Source organism: Alitibacter langaaensis DSM 22999, from assembly GCF_003096995.1.
GTDB lineage: Bacteria > Pseudomonadota > Gammaproteobacteria > Enterobacterales > Pasteurellaceae > Exercitatus > Exercitatus langaaensis.
Map to the genome: position 1 here is coordinate 1 of NZ_QENU01000002.1, position 17,604 is coordinate 17,604.

The 17,604-nt window shown below is 40.6% G+C and carries 16 protein-coding genes, 1 rRNA gene and 2 pseudogenes; 11 read left to right on the forward strand and 8 right to left on the reverse strand.

Annotated features, from left to right (window positions below; genetic code table 11):
* Together rrf and tnpA are read left to right on the forward strand one after the other, a co-directional pair.
* Nucleotides 1-90, forward strand: a 5S ribosomal RNA gene (rrf, locus tag C8D76_RS01680); the annotation flags it as partial.
* A gap of 176 nt (nucleotides 91-266) precedes the next feature.
* Nucleotides 267-614: pseudogene (tnpA, locus tag C8D76_RS01685) on the forward strand (IS200/IS605 family transposase); the annotation flags it as partial.
* Nucleotides 615-1,438: 824 nt separating this feature from the next.
* Here tnpA and ilvC read toward each other — a convergent pair.
* Nucleotides 1,439-2,920 carry a ketol-acid reductoisomerase gene (gene ilvC, locus C8D76_RS01690; protein ID WP_116631102.1) on the reverse strand — a complete coding sequence of 494 codons (1,482 nt, stop codon included), beginning with the start codon at nucleotides 2,918-2,920 and terminating at the stop codon, nucleotides 1,439-1,441.
* 164 nt (nucleotides 2,921-3,084) lie between these two features.
* Here ilvC and ilvY point away from each other — a divergent pair, with 164 nt between their 5' ends.
* The 3 genes and pseudogenes from ilvY (at nucleotide 3,085) to pflA (ending at nucleotide 6,029) form a co-directional block, all read left to right on the forward strand.
* Nucleotides 3,085-3,966: an HTH-type transcriptional activator IlvY gene (gene ilvY, locus C8D76_RS01695; protein ID WP_116631103.1), complete on the forward strand. Its 882-nt coding sequence runs from the start codon at nucleotides 3,085-3,087 to the stop codon at nucleotides 3,964-3,966.
* Nucleotides 3,967-4,080: 114 nt separating this feature from the next.
* Nucleotides 4,081-5,202, forward strand: a pseudogene (dprA, locus tag C8D76_RS01700) (DNA-processing protein DprA).
* A gap of 89 nt (nucleotides 5,203-5,291) precedes the next feature.
* Complete coding sequence (gene pflA / locus C8D76_RS01705; RefSeq protein WP_116631104.1) at nucleotides 5,292-6,029, forward strand: pyruvate formate lyase 1-activating protein; 738 nt, start codon at nucleotides 5,292-5,294, stop codon at nucleotides 6,027-6,029.
* A gap of 66 nt (nucleotides 6,030-6,095) precedes the next feature.
* Here the strand turns inward: pflA and C8D76_RS01710 are convergent, their stop codons facing one another.
* Together C8D76_RS01710 and C8D76_RS01715 are read right to left on the reverse strand one after the other, a co-directional pair.
* The gene (locus C8D76_RS01710) at nucleotides 6,096-6,389 is read right to left on the reverse strand and encodes a DUF5377 family protein (RefSeq protein WP_116631105.1); all 294 of its coding nucleotides are present in this window, start codon (nucleotides 6,387-6,389) and stop codon (nucleotides 6,096-6,098) included.
* A gap of 20 nt (nucleotides 6,390-6,409) precedes the next feature.
* Nucleotides 6,410-6,694 carry an alternative ribosome-rescue factor A gene (locus C8D76_RS01715; RefSeq protein WP_116631106.1) on the reverse strand — a complete coding sequence of 95 codons (285 nt, stop codon included), beginning with the start codon at nucleotides 6,692-6,694 and terminating at the stop codon, nucleotides 6,410-6,412.
* Nucleotides 6,695-6,789: 95 nt separating this feature from the next.
* On the opposite strand from C8D76_RS01715, the gene C8D76_RS01720 reads away from it, so the two are divergent.
* Nucleotides 6,790-7,842 (forward strand): AI-2E family transporter, encoded by a 1,053-nt coding sequence (locus tag C8D76_RS01720; RefSeq protein WP_116631107.1) that lies wholly within the window; start codon nucleotides 6,790-6,792, stop codon nucleotides 7,840-7,842.
* Nucleotides 7,843-7,987: 145 nt separating this feature from the next.
* On the opposite strand, the gene C8D76_RS01725 is transcribed toward C8D76_RS01720, so the two are convergent.
* Entirely contained in the window at nucleotides 7,988-9,013 is a 1,026-nt protein-coding gene (locus C8D76_RS01725; protein WP_243405786.1) for a LacI family DNA-binding transcriptional regulator, read from the reverse strand.
* Nucleotides 9,014-9,173: 160 nt separating this feature from the next.
* On the opposite strand from C8D76_RS01725, the gene C8D76_RS01730 reads away from it, so the two are divergent.
* Genes C8D76_RS01730 through C8D76_RS01740 form a run of 3 tightly spaced genes read left to right on the forward strand, consistent with a single transcriptional unit; the run spans nucleotide 9,174 to nucleotide 11,271 of the window.
* The gene (locus tag C8D76_RS01730) at nucleotides 9,174-9,614 is read left to right on the forward strand and encodes a PTS sugar transporter subunit IIA (RefSeq protein ID WP_116631109.1); all 441 of its coding nucleotides are present in this window, start codon (nucleotides 9,174-9,176) and stop codon (nucleotides 9,612-9,614) included.
* A gap of 19 nt (nucleotides 9,615-9,633) precedes the next feature.
* Nucleotides 9,634-9,903, forward strand: coding sequence for a PTS sugar transporter subunit IIB (locus C8D76_RS01735; RefSeq protein ID WP_116631110.1), 270 nt, complete (start codon nucleotides 9,634-9,636; stop codon nucleotides 9,901-9,903).
* Nucleotides 9,904-9,912: 9 nt separating this feature from the next.
* Nucleotides 9,913-11,271 carry a PTS ascorbate transporter subunit IIC gene (locus C8D76_RS01740; protein ID WP_116631111.1) on the forward strand — a complete coding sequence of 453 codons (1,359 nt, stop codon included), beginning with the start codon at nucleotides 9,913-9,915 and terminating at the stop codon, nucleotides 11,269-11,271.
* 94 nt (nucleotides 11,272-11,365) lie between these two features.
* On the opposite strand, the gene C8D76_RS01745 is transcribed toward C8D76_RS01740, so the two are convergent.
* The 4 genes from C8D76_RS01745 to pyrG all read right to left on the reverse strand — a co-directional run bounded on the left by C8D76_RS01745 (nucleotide 11,366) and on the right by pyrG (nucleotide 15,577).
* Nucleotides 11,366-11,773: a DUF2251 domain-containing protein gene (locus tag C8D76_RS01745; protein ID WP_116631112.1), complete on the reverse strand. Its 408-nt coding sequence runs from the start codon at nucleotides 11,771-11,773 to the stop codon at nucleotides 11,366-11,368.
* Between the two features lie 14 nt (nucleotides 11,774-11,787).
* Entirely contained in the window at nucleotides 11,788-12,420 is a 633-nt protein-coding gene (locus tag C8D76_RS01750) for an NUDIX hydrolase N-terminal domain-containing protein (RefSeq protein ID WP_116631113.1), read from the reverse strand.
* A 97-nt stretch (nucleotides 12,421-12,517) separates the two neighbouring features.
* A complete protein-coding gene (gene eno, locus C8D76_RS01755) occupies nucleotides 12,518-13,819 on the reverse strand; it encodes a phosphopyruvate hydratase (RefSeq protein ID WP_116631114.1) in 1,302 nt (433 codons plus the stop codon).
* 126 nt (nucleotides 13,820-13,945) lie between these two features.
* Nucleotides 13,946-15,577: a glutamine hydrolyzing CTP synthase gene (gene pyrG / locus C8D76_RS01760; protein WP_116631115.1), complete on the reverse strand. Its 1,632-nt coding sequence runs from the start codon at nucleotides 15,575-15,577 to the stop codon at nucleotides 13,946-13,948.
* Nucleotides 15,578-15,747: 170 nt separating this feature from the next.
* Between pyrG and truD the strand changes: the two genes are divergently transcribed.
* Nucleotides 15,748-16,758 (forward strand): tRNA pseudouridine(13) synthase TruD, encoded by a 1,011-nt coding sequence (gene truD / locus C8D76_RS01765; RefSeq protein ID WP_116631116.1) that lies wholly within the window; start codon nucleotides 15,748-15,750, stop codon nucleotides 16,756-16,758.
* Between the two features lie 77 nt (nucleotides 16,759-16,835).
* Nucleotides 16,836-17,576, forward strand: a complete 741-nt coding sequence (gene surE / locus C8D76_RS01770) for a 5'/3'-nucleotidase SurE (protein WP_116631117.1) — start codon at nucleotides 16,836-16,838, stop codon at nucleotides 17,574-17,576.
* Nucleotides 17,577-17,604: the final 28 nt, after the last annotated feature.

The window sequence follows — 17,604 nt, forward strand, 5'->3', positions numbered from 1 at the left end:
ACCTGACCCCATGCCGAACTCAGAAGTGAAACGCCGTAACGCCGATGGTAGTGTGGGGATTCCCCATGTGAGAGTAGGTCACCGCCAGGTATTATATTATAGCCGAGAGGCAGAAGTCCTAGCAGGAATGCTGGGGCTTTTTTGTTATAGGTAAACTATGTTTGCCTATAAAAACCATACGCTATGCGTATGGATTAAAAGAGCTTAAGCGGTGAGCAAAATAAAAAATCCTCGCTATATACTGAACAAGGCTGACAACCAAAATTCAAAATATAGGAGGAATATTAAGGCAGTTATGTAACTACAAAAATGTAGAAATAATAGAAGCGTATGCAATGAAAGATCATATTCATATGCTGCTAAGGAGCCCATCCAAATTGGCTGTATCAAGTTTTATGGGATATTTGAAAGGAAATCATCACTGATGATATTCGAAAGGCATGCTAATCTAAAATATAAATATGGCAATCGAAACTTTTGGGCAAAAGTTATTATGTAAGTACAGTAGGTTTAAACACAAAAGTCGTAGAAGAATATATCAAGAATCAGGAAAAGAAGATATGATTCAGGATAATTTATCGAACAAGGAATATGTGGACCCCTTTAAGGGGTAAGCCATAGAATTATTGTGCGGTTGTCGGTCTTTTCACATGCCCCTTGAGGGGCATGTGAAGTCCTAGGCCCTTATAGGGTAGCCTAAAAACCGCCCGTTTCACGGGCGGATTGTTATTGTTATAAAACGCAAAAACGGCAGAGAATAAATGATGAGAAATGAATGATGAGAACTGCATGATGAAAGAGGATGATTCTTAATCATAGGTTATCCCATTCATTATTTTTATGTACCGATATTCTAAGCATTAGCACTACAGATATTTCCATATATGATTTCATCTTTCCCTCTTCTACTCATTCTAAGTAAAGTGCGGTCATTTCCCCTAAAATTTCTGTCTCTGGCATTTCTATTCCTAACTGAGTTTTGAAATAAATAAAATAGCTTAATAATAATTCGTATTAGAGATAGAAAGTGAATTATTGGGTATTTAATCCACTTGAATAACACATAATTACAGCCGTAATAAAAGTATTTACCATCAAACCTCCTAATAGATTGCAAGATTTATTGCAACTTTAAATCATTGAGGGTTTAATAAGTTAAGGCTATATCCCTTAAGAACTCAAAAGTGCGGTCATTTTTTTATGAAATTTTATAGGATACTCTTACATAATATTAATATCTAAGTTAAACATTAGTTTTCCATTCTGAATAAATACAAACCTTTTTTAATTAAACGATAATGTTGTTCGCGTATTAAGAAAGAATTAAATCAGATAAAATTAATGAAAAATAGACCGTACTTGTGTGAGTTGTATTGATTTTTCTTAATTTAGAAAGTAAAAAGCCTACCCCGAAAGGTAGGCTTAAAATTTATAATTATTAACCTTGTGAAGAAATGCGTTTCATATCTGTCATATAGCCACGTAATTCTTGACCGATTAATTCTACTGGGTGGTTACGGATTGCGTCATTAATATCGCGTAGATACACATTATCAATTTCTGCAGCTGGTGTTGGTTCACCTAAATCACCTTTTTGTAGAAGTGGAATTAATTTTTCTGCAAGAATTGGGGTTGCTACATTTGAGAATAAATAGTTGCCGTATTCTGCTGTATCTGAAATCACCACGTTCATTTCATATAAGCGTTTGCGTGCAATGGTATTTGCAATTAATGGTAATTCGTGTAGTGATTCATAGTAGGCAGATTCTTCATAGATACCACTTGCTACCATCACATCGAATGCCATTTCCACACCCGCTTTTACCATCGCAACCATTACTACGCCATTATCGAAATATTCTTGTTCAGAAATTTTGATACCGTCCGCTTTTGGTGCGTTTTCAAAGGCAGTTTTGCTGGTTTCTTCACGCCATCTAAATAAATCTTTATCACCGTTTTCCCAGTCTGCCATCATAGTTGCTGAGAAGTGGCCGCTGATAATATCATCCATATGTTTTAAGTATAAGAAACCTAGCTGTTCTTTAATTTCTTCTGCTAATTCAAAAGCACGGATTTTGGCAGAATTTGAAAGGCGATCCATCATTAATGTGATACCACCATGTTTTAAGGCTTCTGTGATAGTTTCCCAACCGTATTGGACTAATTTGCCTGCATAAGCGGGATCTTTGCCATCGGCAACTAATTTATCGTAGCAAACAATTGAGCCCGCTTGTAACATACCACAAAGAATGGTTTGTTCTCCCATTAAGTCAGATTTCACTTCAGCGACAAATGAAGATTCTAATACGCCCGCGCGATCGCCGCCTGTTGCTGATGCCCAAGCTTTCGCAATAGCCATACCTTCGCCTTTCGGATCATTATCTGGGTGAACAGCGATTAAAGTTGGTACACCAAAACCACGTTTGTATTCTTCACGAACTTCAGTACCTGGGCATTTTGGCGCTGACATGACTACTGTAATATCTTTACGAATTTGTTCGCCCACTTCAACGATGTTGAAACCGTGTGAATAACCGAATGCAGAGCCTTGTTTCATTAATGGCATCACATCCGCCACCACTTTAGAGTGTTGTTTGTCTGGTGTTAAGTTAATCACCAAATCTGCAGTAGGGACTAATTCTTGATATGTACCAACTTTAAAACCATTTTCTGTGGCACGTTGGAATGATGCACGTTTTTCAGCGATAGCTTCTGCACGCAATGCGTAAGAAATATCTAAACCGCTATCACGCATATTTAAGCCTTGGTTTAAACCTTGTGCACCACAACCTATGATTACGATTTTTTTGCCTTTTAAAAAGTTGCAACCATCAGCAAATTCGCTGCGTTCCATAAAACGGCAACGACCTAGTTGGTCAAGCTTTTGACGTAAGTTTAATGTATTAAAATAGTTAGACATTGTAATTTCCTTTGTTTGAAGGGTTGATATTGTGTTGTGTTTGCACACTACTTTCTTGTTATGCGCTCGATTATACGCTTTTTTTGTGTTGCATAAATTGATATTATTGAAACTAATCATTGCAAATTCTGCAATCATTCTAATCTCAAGTGTGGTCAAATTTTATGGAATTTAACGATTTAAATCTTTTCATTCATCTAGCTCAAACTCAGAATTTCAGTAAAACAGCGGTGCAACATCATATGTCGCCTTCCACCCTTTCGCGCCAAATTCAACGTATGGAAGACGAACTGGGACAACCCTTATTTTTAAGGAATAATCGCCAAGTGGTGCTCACAGAAATGGGGCAACAGTTTTTGCAATTTGCCCAACGAAATTGGCAACAATGGCACCAATTTAAGCAACAAATTCGCACAAATTCAGAAGAATTATCTGGTGAACTTAAATTATTCTGTTCCGTCACCGCGGCTTATAGCCACCTGCCGCAGGTGCTGGAAAAATTTCGTGTACGTTATCCCAAGGTGGAAATTCAGCTCACGACGGGCAACGCCGCGCTAGCCGTGGAGCGCGTGCAAAGTCAGCAGGCGGATCTTGCATTAGCGGGTCGCCCGATGAATTTCCCTAACACGTTAGCATTTCATCACATAGATGATATTTCCCTGTCTTTAATTGCCCCGCGTGTTGCTTGCACCGCAACACAACTTTTGCAGCAAGACCCCATCGATTGGCAGCAAATGCCGTTTATTTTGCCTGTGGATGGTATGGCGCGTCAGCGTTTTGAACAATGGGCGAAAGAAAAGAAAATCAAACACCCAAAAATCTATGCAACAGTCGCTGGTCACGAAGGCATTATGCCAATGGTTGCACTCGGTTGCGGACTGGCGATTTTGCCTGATGTGGTGATCAAAAATAGCCCAATGCATACGCAGGTTTCATCGCTTCATTTGGATATGCCCATTGCGCCTTTCGAGCTAGGCATTTGCGTGCAGAAACAAAGCCTTGAATTGCCCTTGATCAAAGCATTTTGGCAAACCTTGCAAAATTAGTGCATTTCACCTTATTTTTGTGATCTGCATTCCAGAACTATCTCAAAAAACTCGTAAAATTTGACCGCACTTACATAATTTGATTTGGTATGAACTCAAAGTGCGGTCAAATTTATGGATAATTCTCTTGAGATCTTATTGCGTCTATCGCAAGTCCCTCGCCTAGGAGCAGCTGCAATACAAGATTTACTCGCTCAGATTTCTCTTTCTACCTTGTGCGATTATGATCGCGATGCGTTACGCGCAATGGGTTGGACGTCTGCGCAAATTCAACGTTGGTTTTGCCCTGAGCAGAAATTTATTGAGCCGATTTTAGAATGGAGAAGTCGGCACGGAAATCATATTTAGCATTGCTTTCATCCACAGTATCCTTATTTACTCAAGCAAATTGCCAGTGCACCGACAATTCTTTATCTGCAAGGCGAGGTGGAAACCTTATCTCAGCCCCAAATTGCGATGGTGGGTAGCCGTTATTGCTCGAGTTATGGCGAATATTGGGCAAAATATTTTGCGAGCGAGTTATGGGCGGCGGGTTTAGTGGTCACCAGTGGGCTTGCTCTCGGCGTGGACGGTTTTAGCCATCAAGCCGTGGTCGATGTGCAGGGCAAAACGGTTGCCGTATTAGGCAATGGCTTGAATAAGATTTATCCTTCGCGACACCGCTATTTAGCGCAACGAATTTTGGAATATGGCGGGGCGCTAGTTTCAGAATTTGCACCAGATCAACCACCCATCGCCGCCAATTTTCCAAGACGAAATCGCATTATTAGCGGTTTATCGTTAGCCACTCTCGTGGTCGAAGCCACAGAGCGGAGCGGTTCGCTTATCACCGCGCGCCTTGCGCTAGAACAAAATCGCGAGGTGTTTGCCATTCCTGGCAGCTTGCAAAATGGGCTAAGCCAAGGCTGTCATAAATTAATTAAACAAGGGGCGTTGCTGGTTGAGAATGTGGCGGATATTGTAGAAAATTTACCAAACTATTATTTCTCGAGCGGTTCATCTGAAACAGCCCATAAAACTTTGCCAAAATCGACCGCACTTAGCAGCCCAAACACGCCAAATATTGAGCCTGCGCATCCTGAATTATTTAATGCCATTCGCCACGAATTATTGAGTATTGATGAACTCGCGGCTAAGACCCAATTAACGGTTGAGACCTTGCTCACACAGCTGCTCGATTTGGAGCTGCAAGATTTAATTGTGTGCGAAGAGGGCTGCTATCGGAGACATTGGTAAAAGTATCAAAATATTCTATAAATCTTCTGAAAATAGTTTAAATTTTTGTTACAATCATCCCCAGTTTTTATTCGTTTAGGAATTTATTTATGTCTGTTGTGGGAAGATTTCATTCTTACGAATCCTGCGGTACAGTAGATGGACCAGGGATCCGATTTATTTTATTTTTACAAGGCTGTTTGATGAAATGCCTGTATTGCCATAACCGCGATACCTGGGATTTACACGGCGGCAAAGAGATCACCGTAGCAGAATTGATGAAAGAAGTGGTGACCTATCGCCATTTTATGAATGCGACAGGTGGCGGCGTGACTGCATCGGGCGGTGAAGCCATTCTGCAAGCGGAATTTGTGCGTGATTGGTTCCGTGCTTGCAAAGCAGAAGGCATTAACACTTGCCTTGATACCAACGGTTTCGTGCGCCATTATGAATTTATCGATGAATTATTAGATGTCACTGATTTAGTCATGCTTGATCTTAAGCAAATGAATGATCGTGTGCATCAAAGTTTGATTGGCGTGCCAAATAAACGTGTGATTGATTTTGCCAAATATCTTGAGCAACGTAACCAACGCACATGGATCCGCCATGTAGTGGTGCCGGGTTATACCGACAATGATGAAGATTTACATATGTTGGGCAAATTTACCCAAAATATGAAAAATATCGAGAAAATCGAATTGTTGCCTTATCATCGTTTAGGGGCGCACAAATGGGCGGTTTTGGGCGATGAATACAAATTAGAAGATGTTAAACCACCAACAAAAGAATCTATGCAACATATCAAAGCCTTACTAGAAAGCTATGGGCATGAAGTCAAATACTAAGAGCTAAGATCTTCAATCATTAAAAAGGGATGTAAAAACATCCCTTTTTTTGACCGCACTTTGCGCTTATTTCACTAAACCTAATTGCCCAATTTTCACACCTAAATTGCCGAGCGAAACAGCATCTAAATAATCCGCTAAAAAGATAAATAATTCATTTAAATCAGTAAAAGTGCGGTGAATTTTGACTTCATTTTCCACTTTTCGAGTAAATTCATATTGTACATTTTCGCCGTCAACATGGGCTTCAAGCGTAATATAAATCGTTTCAAAAAAATGGCTATGAGTGCCTTCTTCACCTAGATCGCTAATACGCACATTCCAATTATTGCTATATAAAAGTGTTGTTGTTGCCGACATATTTACCTCTAATGTTGTGTTTATATTGCTGTATTTATCGTGAAATCAGTGAAGAAAAACCCGATTATAAAATCTCTCAAACTAGACATTTTATAATCGGGCTTTTCAAAGTAATGATTGGTATGTTTTGCTTTACGTTGATAACTTCCTTTGCCTTTTAATTTTTTCTCAATGCGTTGTCGGAAAAGACGATCATGCAACAATGCTTGAATAGCATTATCTTTTATTACGCCTCGATTATGCTGATAGGTCGTTGCACCCTGTGCCTTGGAAACGCTAGGCACATTTTGCTTTTTCTTCGCCATAGTTTCGCTCCTTATGAATAAACGGCGGACATTATATATGTAAATCAGGAAAATTTTAACTTATAATCAAGAAAATTTTATGTAAGGATAGTTAAATGATTGATTTATTTAAGAGCTGGTATGAACGCCGTTTTAGTGATCCGCAAGCAATGGGGCTAGCCGCCATTTTATTCTTCGGTTTTGTGGCAATTTATTTTTTTAGTGATCTAATTGCGCCACTACTGATCGCCGTGGTGCTTGCCTATCTGCTTGAAATTCCCATTAAATTTCTCACCGAAAAATTAAAACTGCCACGAATGCTGGCAGTAACCTTTATTCTGGGGGGCTTTATTACCTTGGCATTGGCAATGGCGTTTGGCGTTCTTCCGACTTTGGTGAATCAAACCATAAAATTATTGAGCGATTTGCCCGCGATGTTCAACAAATTTCATGAATGGGTGGTGAGATTGCCAGAAAGTTATCCCGAGTTGGTGGACTACCAAATGGTGGACAGCCTGTTTAGCTCTACGCGCGAAAAGATCCTGACTTTCGGGGAAAGTGCGGTCAAATTTTCCCTCAGTTCGATTATGAATATGGTGACGATTGGCATTTATGCCTTTCTTGTGCCGTTGATGATGTTCTTTATGCTAAAAGATAAACAGGTGCTGATTGATTCATTTGTGCGTTTTTTGCCTAAAAATCGCACACTGGCGTTAAATGTTTGGGCGGAAATGCAACAACAAATTGCGAATTACATCCGTGGGAAATTGTTAGAAATTGCGATTATGACGGTTGTAACCTATGTCGCATTCTTATTTTTTGGCTTAAATTACCCACTTTTACTCTCTTTCGCAGTGGGAATGTCGGTGCTCATCCCTTATGTCGGTGCTGTGCTAGTCACAATTCCCGTGGCATTGGTGGCGATATTCCAATTCGGCGATCATTCCATGTTTTGGTATCTCATCTCGACCTATATCATTTTGCAACTTTTAGACGGCAACCTGCTCGTGCCATTCCTGTTCTCCGAAGCCGTCAATTTGCATCCATTGACAATCATTGTCTCCGTGCTAATTTTCGGCGGATTATGGGGTTTTTGGGGCGTATTCTTCGCAATTCCACTAGCAACCTTAGTCAAAGCCGTAGTGAATGCTTGGCCTGAAACGGTATAAATTTCGCAAAAAATGATCGCACTTTGAGCGGCAGAAATAATCTTAAATATAGAAAATCGTTTTTAAGTCAAGATGTTATTTTTAGCCCTAAGGTTGTTTAGGGCCTTTTTATAAAGTGCGGTCAATTTTGTGATTGTTTTATATGTTAGGCACTTTCACGCGCTATAAAGTCAGTGTCGATTTGAATGTACCTTGGTGTACTTTTTTGTCCGCTTTTCAGCAATTCTGCCAATTGTTCTCCTGCAATTTTGCCGAGTTTAGCATAGGGAATACGGAGCGTGGTTAAAGAGGGTGCGGTGGTTTGGCTGATTTCAAGATCGCCAAAGCCAATAATTGCTACTTCATAAGGCACGGCGATATGTTGGCGGTGAGCTTCAAATAATGCACCACAGGCGAGTTGATCGGATAAAAACACAAAAGCATCAATTTTTCCCCAAGTGGAAATGCCTTCGTTGAATAGCTTTGCTCCCGCCGAGAATGAAACAGGCTCAGAGCAATGCAAAATTTGATGTGAGTTAAGGTGCTTGCTATGCAAGGCTGAATGCCAGCAGGCAAGATATTGTTGGAAAATCGCTTGTTCTTGTTGTGCACAAAGCAATCCGATATCACGATAACCTTTTTGCACTAAAAAATTGACGACCTTTTGCACCGCAGTTTGGCTATCAATACAGACATTAATGCCTAAAGGTGCGGTCTGTTTCGAGCCAATTTCAAGGCAAATCAAACCACTATTACGAATCCATTCCGCTTCTGTTTCTGGACAAGTTAAATTTAACAATATTACCGCAAGTGGTGCATTATTAATCAGCTCCCGCAACCAGCCTTTTTGATTTGCAACGAGAATAATTAATTGCACGTCAAGATGTTGGAGTTGTTTTTGTAATCCATTGAGAATTAAATTATTTTCCGTTGAAATTAAGGATGATGTAACGATAACGATATTGCGGGATGAAACGGAAGCGAGTTCTCGTGCTGCAGAGTTTGGTACATAACCCAGTTTTTGCACCGCAAGGTGAATTTTTTTGCGTAATGTTGCAGAAACCATCTCAGGCGTGCGTAAAGCACGGGATACTGTCATCGTGCCAGTGCCTACTTCACGCGCTACATCAGCGAGTGTCACTTTGCCCGTTGAACGGCGGTTTCGATTAGAATGATTGGATAGCGACATCATAACTCTCCTACAACACCTGCCTAAAATTACAATAAAAAAGCAATAAATAAAAATATTTTATCTTAAAAATGTTACCGCTATCACAAAATTAAAATTTTCTGATTGATAACGCTATCATTCGGGTTTACATTGAAAATACTTCAGAAAAATAGAGGTGTGTATGTTAAAACAATTTTTACCTTTATCTCACATTCAGTTGCTCAATTCTGTCGATGACTGGCAACAGGCGGTGCGTTGTAGTGCTGCACCTTTGTTGGCGGAGGCGCTGATTGAACCTAGTTATGTAGAATCTATTTTCAAAACCCATCAAGAAATTGGTCCTTATTACGTGATAGCACCACAAATTGCGATGCCACATTCTCGTCCAGAAGAAGGTTCAAAAGCACAAGCATTGTCCTTAGTTGTGTTAAAACAAGGGGTGAATTTTGGATCAGATAATGATCCTGTTCAGCTGGTGTTAATGTTAGCTGCAAAAGACAGTGAGTCGCATTTAGAAATGTTGTCAGCGGTGGCAGATCTGCTTTCAGATGAAAATGCTGTACAACAAATTATTCAATCAAACAATGTGGCGGAAATCGCTGAAATTGTTCATCGTTATTAATTATACAGGAGAAATGATTATGAAAATTATGGCAGTCTGTGGTCATGGCTTAGGTAGTAGCTTTATGATGGAAATGAACATTAAAAAAGCATTAAAAGCCTTGGGAAAAGAAGCAGAAGTTGGGCATCAGGATTTAGCGTCTGTCACAGCAAATGAAGCGGATTTATTTATTATGGGAGCAGATATTGCGAGGAGTAGTGGTTTACCTGCGGAAAAAGTTTTAGTGGTGAAAAATATTGTCAGTGTCAAAGAGTTTGAAGAAAAACTTGCGGAATACTTTAATAAATAGGAGCGAGCTATGGACTCTATTCTTTTCTTTATCTTAGATATTTTGAAAGTGCCTTCCGTATTGGTGGGATTGATTGCGTTAGTTGGCTTATTAGCGCAGAAAAAGCCGTTTCCTGATGTAGTAAAAGGCACAGTAAAAACCATTTTAGGTTTCTTAGTATTAGGTGGTGGTGCAACGTTATTATTAAGTTCATTAACTCCACTTGGCAGTATGTTTGAACATGCTTTCAACGTACAAGGAATTATTCCAAATAATGAAGCTATCGTTTCTATGGCATTAGAAAAATACGGCACTGCGACCGCACTTATTATGGCGTTTGGTATGGTTGCAAATATTATTGTGGCACGATTCACCCGCTTGAAATTTATTTTCTTAACTGGTCACCACACTTTCTATATGGCTTGTATGATAGGGGTTATTTTAACTGTAGCAGGTTTTGAAGGCGTACAACTGGTATTTGTTGGTGCATTAACTATGGGCTTGATTATGGCATTCTTCCCTGCTTTAGTGCATGTTTATATGCGAAAAATTACGGGCAGTAATGATGTTGGCTTTGGTCACTTTGGTTCTATTGGCTATGCTTTGTCAGGCGCTATTGGTCAGCTTGTGGGAAAAGGCTCTAAATCTACCGAAGATATGGACTTGCCAAAAAATCTTAGTTTCTTACGTGACAGCTCCATCTCAATTTCTATTACGATGATGGTGATCTACTTTGTGTTGGCAATCGCATCTGGTAATGAATATGTATCTACTCACTTTAGTAATGGACAACATTATTTGGTTTATGCCACTATTCAAGCGATTACCTTCGCTGCAGGTGTGTATGTGATCTTATCGGGTGTACGTTTAATCCTCGCTGAAATTGTCCCAGCGTTTACTGGTTTCTCAGAAAAATTGGTGCCTGATGCAAAACCAGCGCTTGACTGTCCAATCGTATTCCCTTATGCACCTAATGCCGTGTTAGTTGGCTTTTTATCAAGTTTCGTTGGTGGTATTGTGGGATTGGCATTGTTAGGACAACTTAACTGGGTATTGATTTTACCTGGCGTTGTACCACATTTTTTCTGTGGGGCAACCGCAGGCGTGTTCGGTAATGCGACAGGTGGTCGCCGTGGTGCAATTTTAGGTGCATTTGTGCATGGCTTATTAATCACTTTCTTGCCAGTGTTCTTATTGCCAGTATTGGGTTCATTAGGATTCGCCAACACTACATTCTCTGACACTGACTTTGGTGGCGTGGGTATTGTGTTAGGCAATATGGCACAATTTATGTCAAAAGATATGATTATGGCAACGATTGTCGGGATTTTCTTGGTATTAGTGATTTACAACTATACGGCGAAGAAACCTGCGAAAGTGGAAGAATAATTGCGCTATAAGCGATAAATTTTGATGTAAAAAAAGTGCGGTCAAAATTCTTTATATTTTTTGACCGCACTTTGTGTTTGAGATAGGGGATAGCTTATGAATTAAGCCATTTCTTCGCTAATTCATCATTAATCTCTTCGTGTGACCACATACTCCCAAATTCAGGGGGAGGATATTTGCTGTGGTTGTAACCCACTAAACGGACGAAATCAAAAACGGCATGTGGGTAGCCATTAATTAATAAAAAGGCTTGATTGCCATCTTCGTTCCAACAAATTTGTAATTGGCGGGGTTCTTGCTTATTTTGGATATCCTCTGCGCTATACACAAATAAACTATCGACTACCGGGTTTTCTTGCTGACGTAAATCAAGAGCGTAGAAATAGCCTGTTTCGCCGTCATCTTCAAACATAACCACTAAATCATCATTGGTTGTGGAATGAGCGCCTTGGCGTTTGGCTTGGCCCATTAAATGGCGATCTTCTAAAACTAAATGTAACATATTATTTCCTTTTACTAATCAAATTCGGTGATCCAATGTGAGCTTTGATGCGCTTTAAAGCAGAGTAGCACTTGTTCTTTGGTATTCTTTTCATTATGCATATCGGGGATCTCATCAATGCCAAAATAGGCAGACTGTAAGGTTTCACTATTCGCTTGAAATTTACCACCGAGTAATTCACACATCACAAAGGTTTTGAGTACGCGGTGTGCGAAAGCGGGAACATTGCGTTTATGTTGATCGTGGATAGCGATCAAATATTGAGGTTTAACGTCTAATCCTGCTTCCTCTTTAACTTCTTTAATTGTGTTGCTATATAAGGTTTCTGTCACATCGACCCAGCCACCGGGTAAACTCCATTGCCCATTGTTTTCTTGAACAAGCAGAATTTTATTATCTTTAAAAATGGCGGCTCGACTGTCTATTTTAGGTGTTTGATAACCTTGTTCATTACAAAATAAGGATTTGACCTTGTCTTTTGGAATTTCAGTCTTATAACTCAACATTTCTGCCGCAATATCGCGTAGTTGCTGATAGCGTTCAATATCATATACATTGTCGCAATATGCTAATCCATTTTGTGCAATGGCTTGAATCTGAATTGCCCAACTCAGCCAAGGTTCATGAAGTAATCGCTCATCTGCCATCACGTTATACCTGAAAATATTGATAGAAAAAACCGCACTTTAATTGCTCAAAGTGCGGTGCGATTTTATTGCGTTTTAATCAAACTCAAAGTGCTGATTACGCTTGACCTTTAACCGCTTTTAAACCTAAGAATGGTGCTTTGTCACCTAATGCTTCTTCGATACGGATTAATTGGTTGTATTTTGCAATACGGTCAGAACGGCTCATAGAACCAGTTTTGATTTGACCTGCTGCAGTACCTACCGCTAAATCTGCGATAGTGGCATCTTCGGTTTCGCCAGAACGGTGTGAAATAACCGCTGTGTAACCTGCATCTTTAGCCATTTTAATTGCGGCTAAAGTTTCAGTTAATGAACCGATTTGGTTGAATTTGATTAAGATTGAGTTTGCGATACCTTTTTCGATACCTTCTTTTAAGATTTTAGTGTTAGTTACGAATAAGTCATCGCCGACTAATTGAACTTTATCACCTAAAACTTTAGTTTGGTATGCGAAACCGTCCCAGTCTGATTCGTCTTGACCATCTTCGATAGACACGATTGGGTATTCTTTGCATAAACCTTCTAAGTAATGTGTGAATTCTTGAGAAGTGAATGATTTACCTTCACCTTTCATTTCATACATACCGTTTTCTTTGTTGTAGAACTCAGATGATGCGCAGTCCATCGCTAGAGTTACGTCTTTACCTAAAACATAACCTGCTTTTTCTACTGCTTCTTTGATACAAGCAAGGGCGGCTGCATTTGATTCTAAGTTAGGTGCGAAACCACCTTCATCACCCACAGCTGTGCTTAAACCTTTAGATTTTAATACTTTAGCAAGGTTGTGGAATACTTCTGCACCGATGCGTAAAGCTTCGCGTAAAGTTTTAGCACCTACTGGTTGAATCATAAATTCTTGAATATCAACGTTGTTATCTGCGTGCTCACCACCGTTGATGATGTTCATCATTGGCAATGGCATTGAATATTGACCTGGAGTACCGTTAAGTTCTGCAATGTAAGCGTAAAGTGGTAAGCCTTTTGATGCAGCAGCGGCTTTTGCTGTGGCTAAAGATACCGCTAAGATTGCGTTTGCACCAAATTTAGATTTGTTCTCTGTGCCATCTAAATCGATCATGATTTGGTCGATTTCAGCTTGGTTTGATGCTTCTTTGCCAACTAATGCGCTTGCGATTTCGTTATTTACAGCGCCCACTGCTTTTAATACGCCTTTACCTAAGAAACGAGCTTTGTCGCCATCGCGTAATTCTAAGGCTTCGCGTGAACCTGTTGATGCGCCAGATGGTGCAGCGGCTAAACCGACAAAACCACCTTCTAGGTGAACTTCAGCTTCAACAGTTGGGTTACCACGTGAATCGATGATTTCACGACCAATTACTTTAACGATTTTTGCCATTTTATTTTCCTCTATGGTTAATCTAAAATAGGTATTTAAACGAGCGATATAGTAAATGTATTTCGCTCGTTTGTCTTGTAAAAAATCACGATTATTTGATCTAAGATCAAGTTTTCTTTGTTATTTTTACGATTTAGCTTGATTTTCTTTCGCCGCTTTCACAAAACCCGCGAATAATGGATGCCCATCACGCGGTGTCGAAGTAAATTCTGGGTGGAATTGTGCTGCAACGAACCAAGGATGGTTTGGAATTTCGATAATTTCGACCAATTTTTTATCCGCACTTAAGCCGGTCACTTTCAGACCCGCTGCTTCAATTTGTGGTAATAATCGGTTGTTGACTTCATAACGATGGCGATGACGCTCTTCAATGGTTTCTTTACCATATAATTCGCGCGCTTTTGATCCTTCGATGAGATGGCATTGTTGTGCGCCCAAACGCATTGTACCGCCTAAATCCGAATTCTCACTGCGTTGCTCAACATTGCCGTCTGCATCTTGCCATTCGGTGATTAAACCGATGACGGGTTGTTCACAAGTGCGGTCAAATTCTGAAGAATTTGCTTGTTTCAAGCCTGCGACATTACGCGCATATTCAATTAAGGCAATTTGCATACCTAAACAAATGCCTAAATAAGGAATGTTGTTTTCACGGGCATATTGTGCGGTTAAAATTTTGCCCTCTACGCCACGATAGCCAAAGCCACCTGGCACGAGAATACCGTCTAAGCCTTTGAGAATATCTGTGCCTTTGGTTTCCACATCTTGCGAATCAATATATTTAATATGCACATTTAAGCGGTTGGTTAAGCCCGCATGTTTTAAGGCTTCGTTGACTGATTTGTAAGCGTCTGGTAATTCTACATATTTCCCTACCATACCAATGGTGACTTCACCAACTGGATTGGCTTGGCGATATAGCACTTGCTCCCATTCTGAAAGATCCGCAGGTTTTGCTTCTAAATGGAAACGTTGGCAAACAAACTCATCCAAACCTTGTGATTGCAACAATGCAGGGATTTGATAAATCGAATCCACATCTTTTAGTGAAATCACGGCTTTTTCTGGCACGTTACAGAACAAGGCAATTTTTGAGCGTTCATTGGCAGGAATCATACGGTCTGAACGGCATACTAATACATCAGGCTGAATGCCGATGGATAATAATTCTTTCACGGAATGCTGTGTCGGTTTAGTTTTCACCTCACCAGCCGTTGGAATATATGGCACTAATGTTAAGTGCATGAAAATGGTTTTTTCACGCCCTACTTGCACCGCGAGTTGGCGCAGTGCTTCTAAAAATGGCAGAGATTCAATATCACCAACCGTGCCGCCTACTTCAATAATCGCAACATCATGCCCTGCCGCACCATCAATAACGCGGGCTTTAATTTCGTTTGTGATGTGCGGAATAACTTGAATTGTTGCTCCAAGATAGTCGCCACGGCGTTCTTTGCGTAACACTTCAGAATAAATTTTACCTGTGGTGAAATTGTTGCGTTTGGTCATTTTGGTGCGAATAAAACGCTCATAATGCCCTAAGTCTAAGTCGGTTTCTGCGCCGTCTTGGGTAACGAATACTTCACCGTGCTGCGTTGGGCTCATTGTGCCTGGGTCAACATTAATATAAGGGTCAAGTTTCATGATCGTGACATTTAAACCGCGCGCTTCTAACAATGCTGCAAGCGATGCCGCTGCGATACCTTTCCCTAAAGAAGAAACAACACCGCCTGTAACAAAAATATAATTGGTAGCCATATTGAAGAACCTAAATATGTTTGGGTTGAGAAAATAGAGTTGATGATATGTATCAAGACGGGAGCATAGTTTACAGGAAACAGCCTTTTAACTCAATCAAGTGCGGTCAGAATTGTAAGATTTTTTATGAGATTTCCGCTATAATTCCCCAAAATTTAAAGGAATACAAAATGTTAGATCTTGCTTATTTACAAACTCCGCCGCAACAGACCGCACTTTTGAAGGCGTTGCCTGAAGATTTTATTGTGAAAGAACAATTGGGTTATGAAATGTCAGGAGATGGTGAGTTTGTTGCGGTAAAGGTGCGTAAAACGCAAGCAAATACCCTTTGGGTGGGCGAGCAGTTGGCGAAGTTTTGTGGTATTTCCGCGCGTAATATGAGCTATGCGGGCTTAAAAGATCGTAATGCGGTGACAGAACAATGGTTCAGCTTGCAAATGCCTGGGCAGCCAACGCCCGATTTTAGCCAATGCCATATTGATGGCGTGGAGATTTTAGCGGTGACTCGCCATCATCGCAAAATTCGCACTGGCAGCCTTGAAGGCAATCATTTTGAGATTTTATTGCGTCAAGTGAGCGAAGATGATGCTCTGAAAGTGCGGTTAGAAATCGTGAAGAATTTAGGCTTTCCGAATTATTTTACCGAACAACGTTTTGGGCGCGATGGCCATAATTTGACGGAGGCTATGCGTTGGGCAAAGGGCGAGATAAAAGTTAAAGATCGCAAAAAGCGCAGCTTTTATTTGTCTGCGGCGCGCAGTGAAGTGTTCAATTTAGTGGTGTCACAACGCTTGAAAATGGGGTTGGCGACACAGGTGATGCCCAATGATATTTTGCAGTTAGCTGGCACGCACAGTTGGTTTCAGGCTGATAAAAATGATGAACTTGCCGCATTGCAAGTGCGGTTAGAAAATCGTGATATTTTTTTAACCGCGCCTTTAATCGGCGAAAATGACCAGTTGGCGAGTGAATTAGAAAATCAAGTGGTGGCGGAACATAGCATATTGCGTTCGTTGATGAAACAAGAACGCCTTAAAGCGGCTCGCCGCGCGTTATTAATGCAAGCAAAAGATTTTCAGTGGCAATTTGAAGAAAATGGATTGCGGCTAAAATTTTTCTTGCCCGCGGGCAGTTATGCAACAGCATTGGTGCGAGAATTGGTCAAAGTTGAGAATTTGTAATATTGACGTTAAAGCCCGTCTTTGCGCGGAAAATACAATTTATATTGTTCATAAATTTAAGAAAATGGAAGGGAAAAATGAATATACTTTTATCTAATGATGATGGTTATCACGCCGAGGGAATTCAGACTTTAGCCGCACATTTGCGTAAGTTTGCCAATGTGATTATTGTGGCGCCCGATCGCAACCGCAGTGCGGCTTCTAGCTCACTCACTTTAGTCGAACCATTGCGCCCACGCCGTTTGGATAATGGGGATTATTGCATTAATGGCACCCCTGCGGATTGTGTTCATCTTGCGTTAAACGGTTTTCTCACTGGAAAAATTGATTTGGTGGTGTCAGGCATTAATGCAGGGGCAAATTTAGGGGATGATACCCTTTATTCGGGGACCGTGGCCGCCGCCTTTGAAGGGCGCCATTTGGGGCTGCCTTCCATTGCCATCTCTCTTGATGGGCGTCAACATTATGAAAGTGCGGCGAAAATTGCTTGCGATTTGATCCCCAAATTACATGGCGAAATGCTAGGCAGCCATGAAATTATTAATATCAATGTGCCAGATTTACCTTTGGATGAAATTCGTGGCATAAAAGTATGCCGTTTGGGCGCGCGCGAGTCTGCTGCAGAAGTGATTAAACAGCAAGATCCCCGTGGCGAAAATATTTACTGGATCGGCCCAGCTGGCTTGCCAGAAGATAATGGTGTAGGCACGGATTTTTATGCGGTTAAACAGGGTTATGTCGCTATTACACCCATTACACCAGATTTAACCGCACATCATTCACTTCAGGCTTTACAAAACTGGCTAGAAGGTGAATAATACAGCGCCTATTTTGAACAAGGATAAA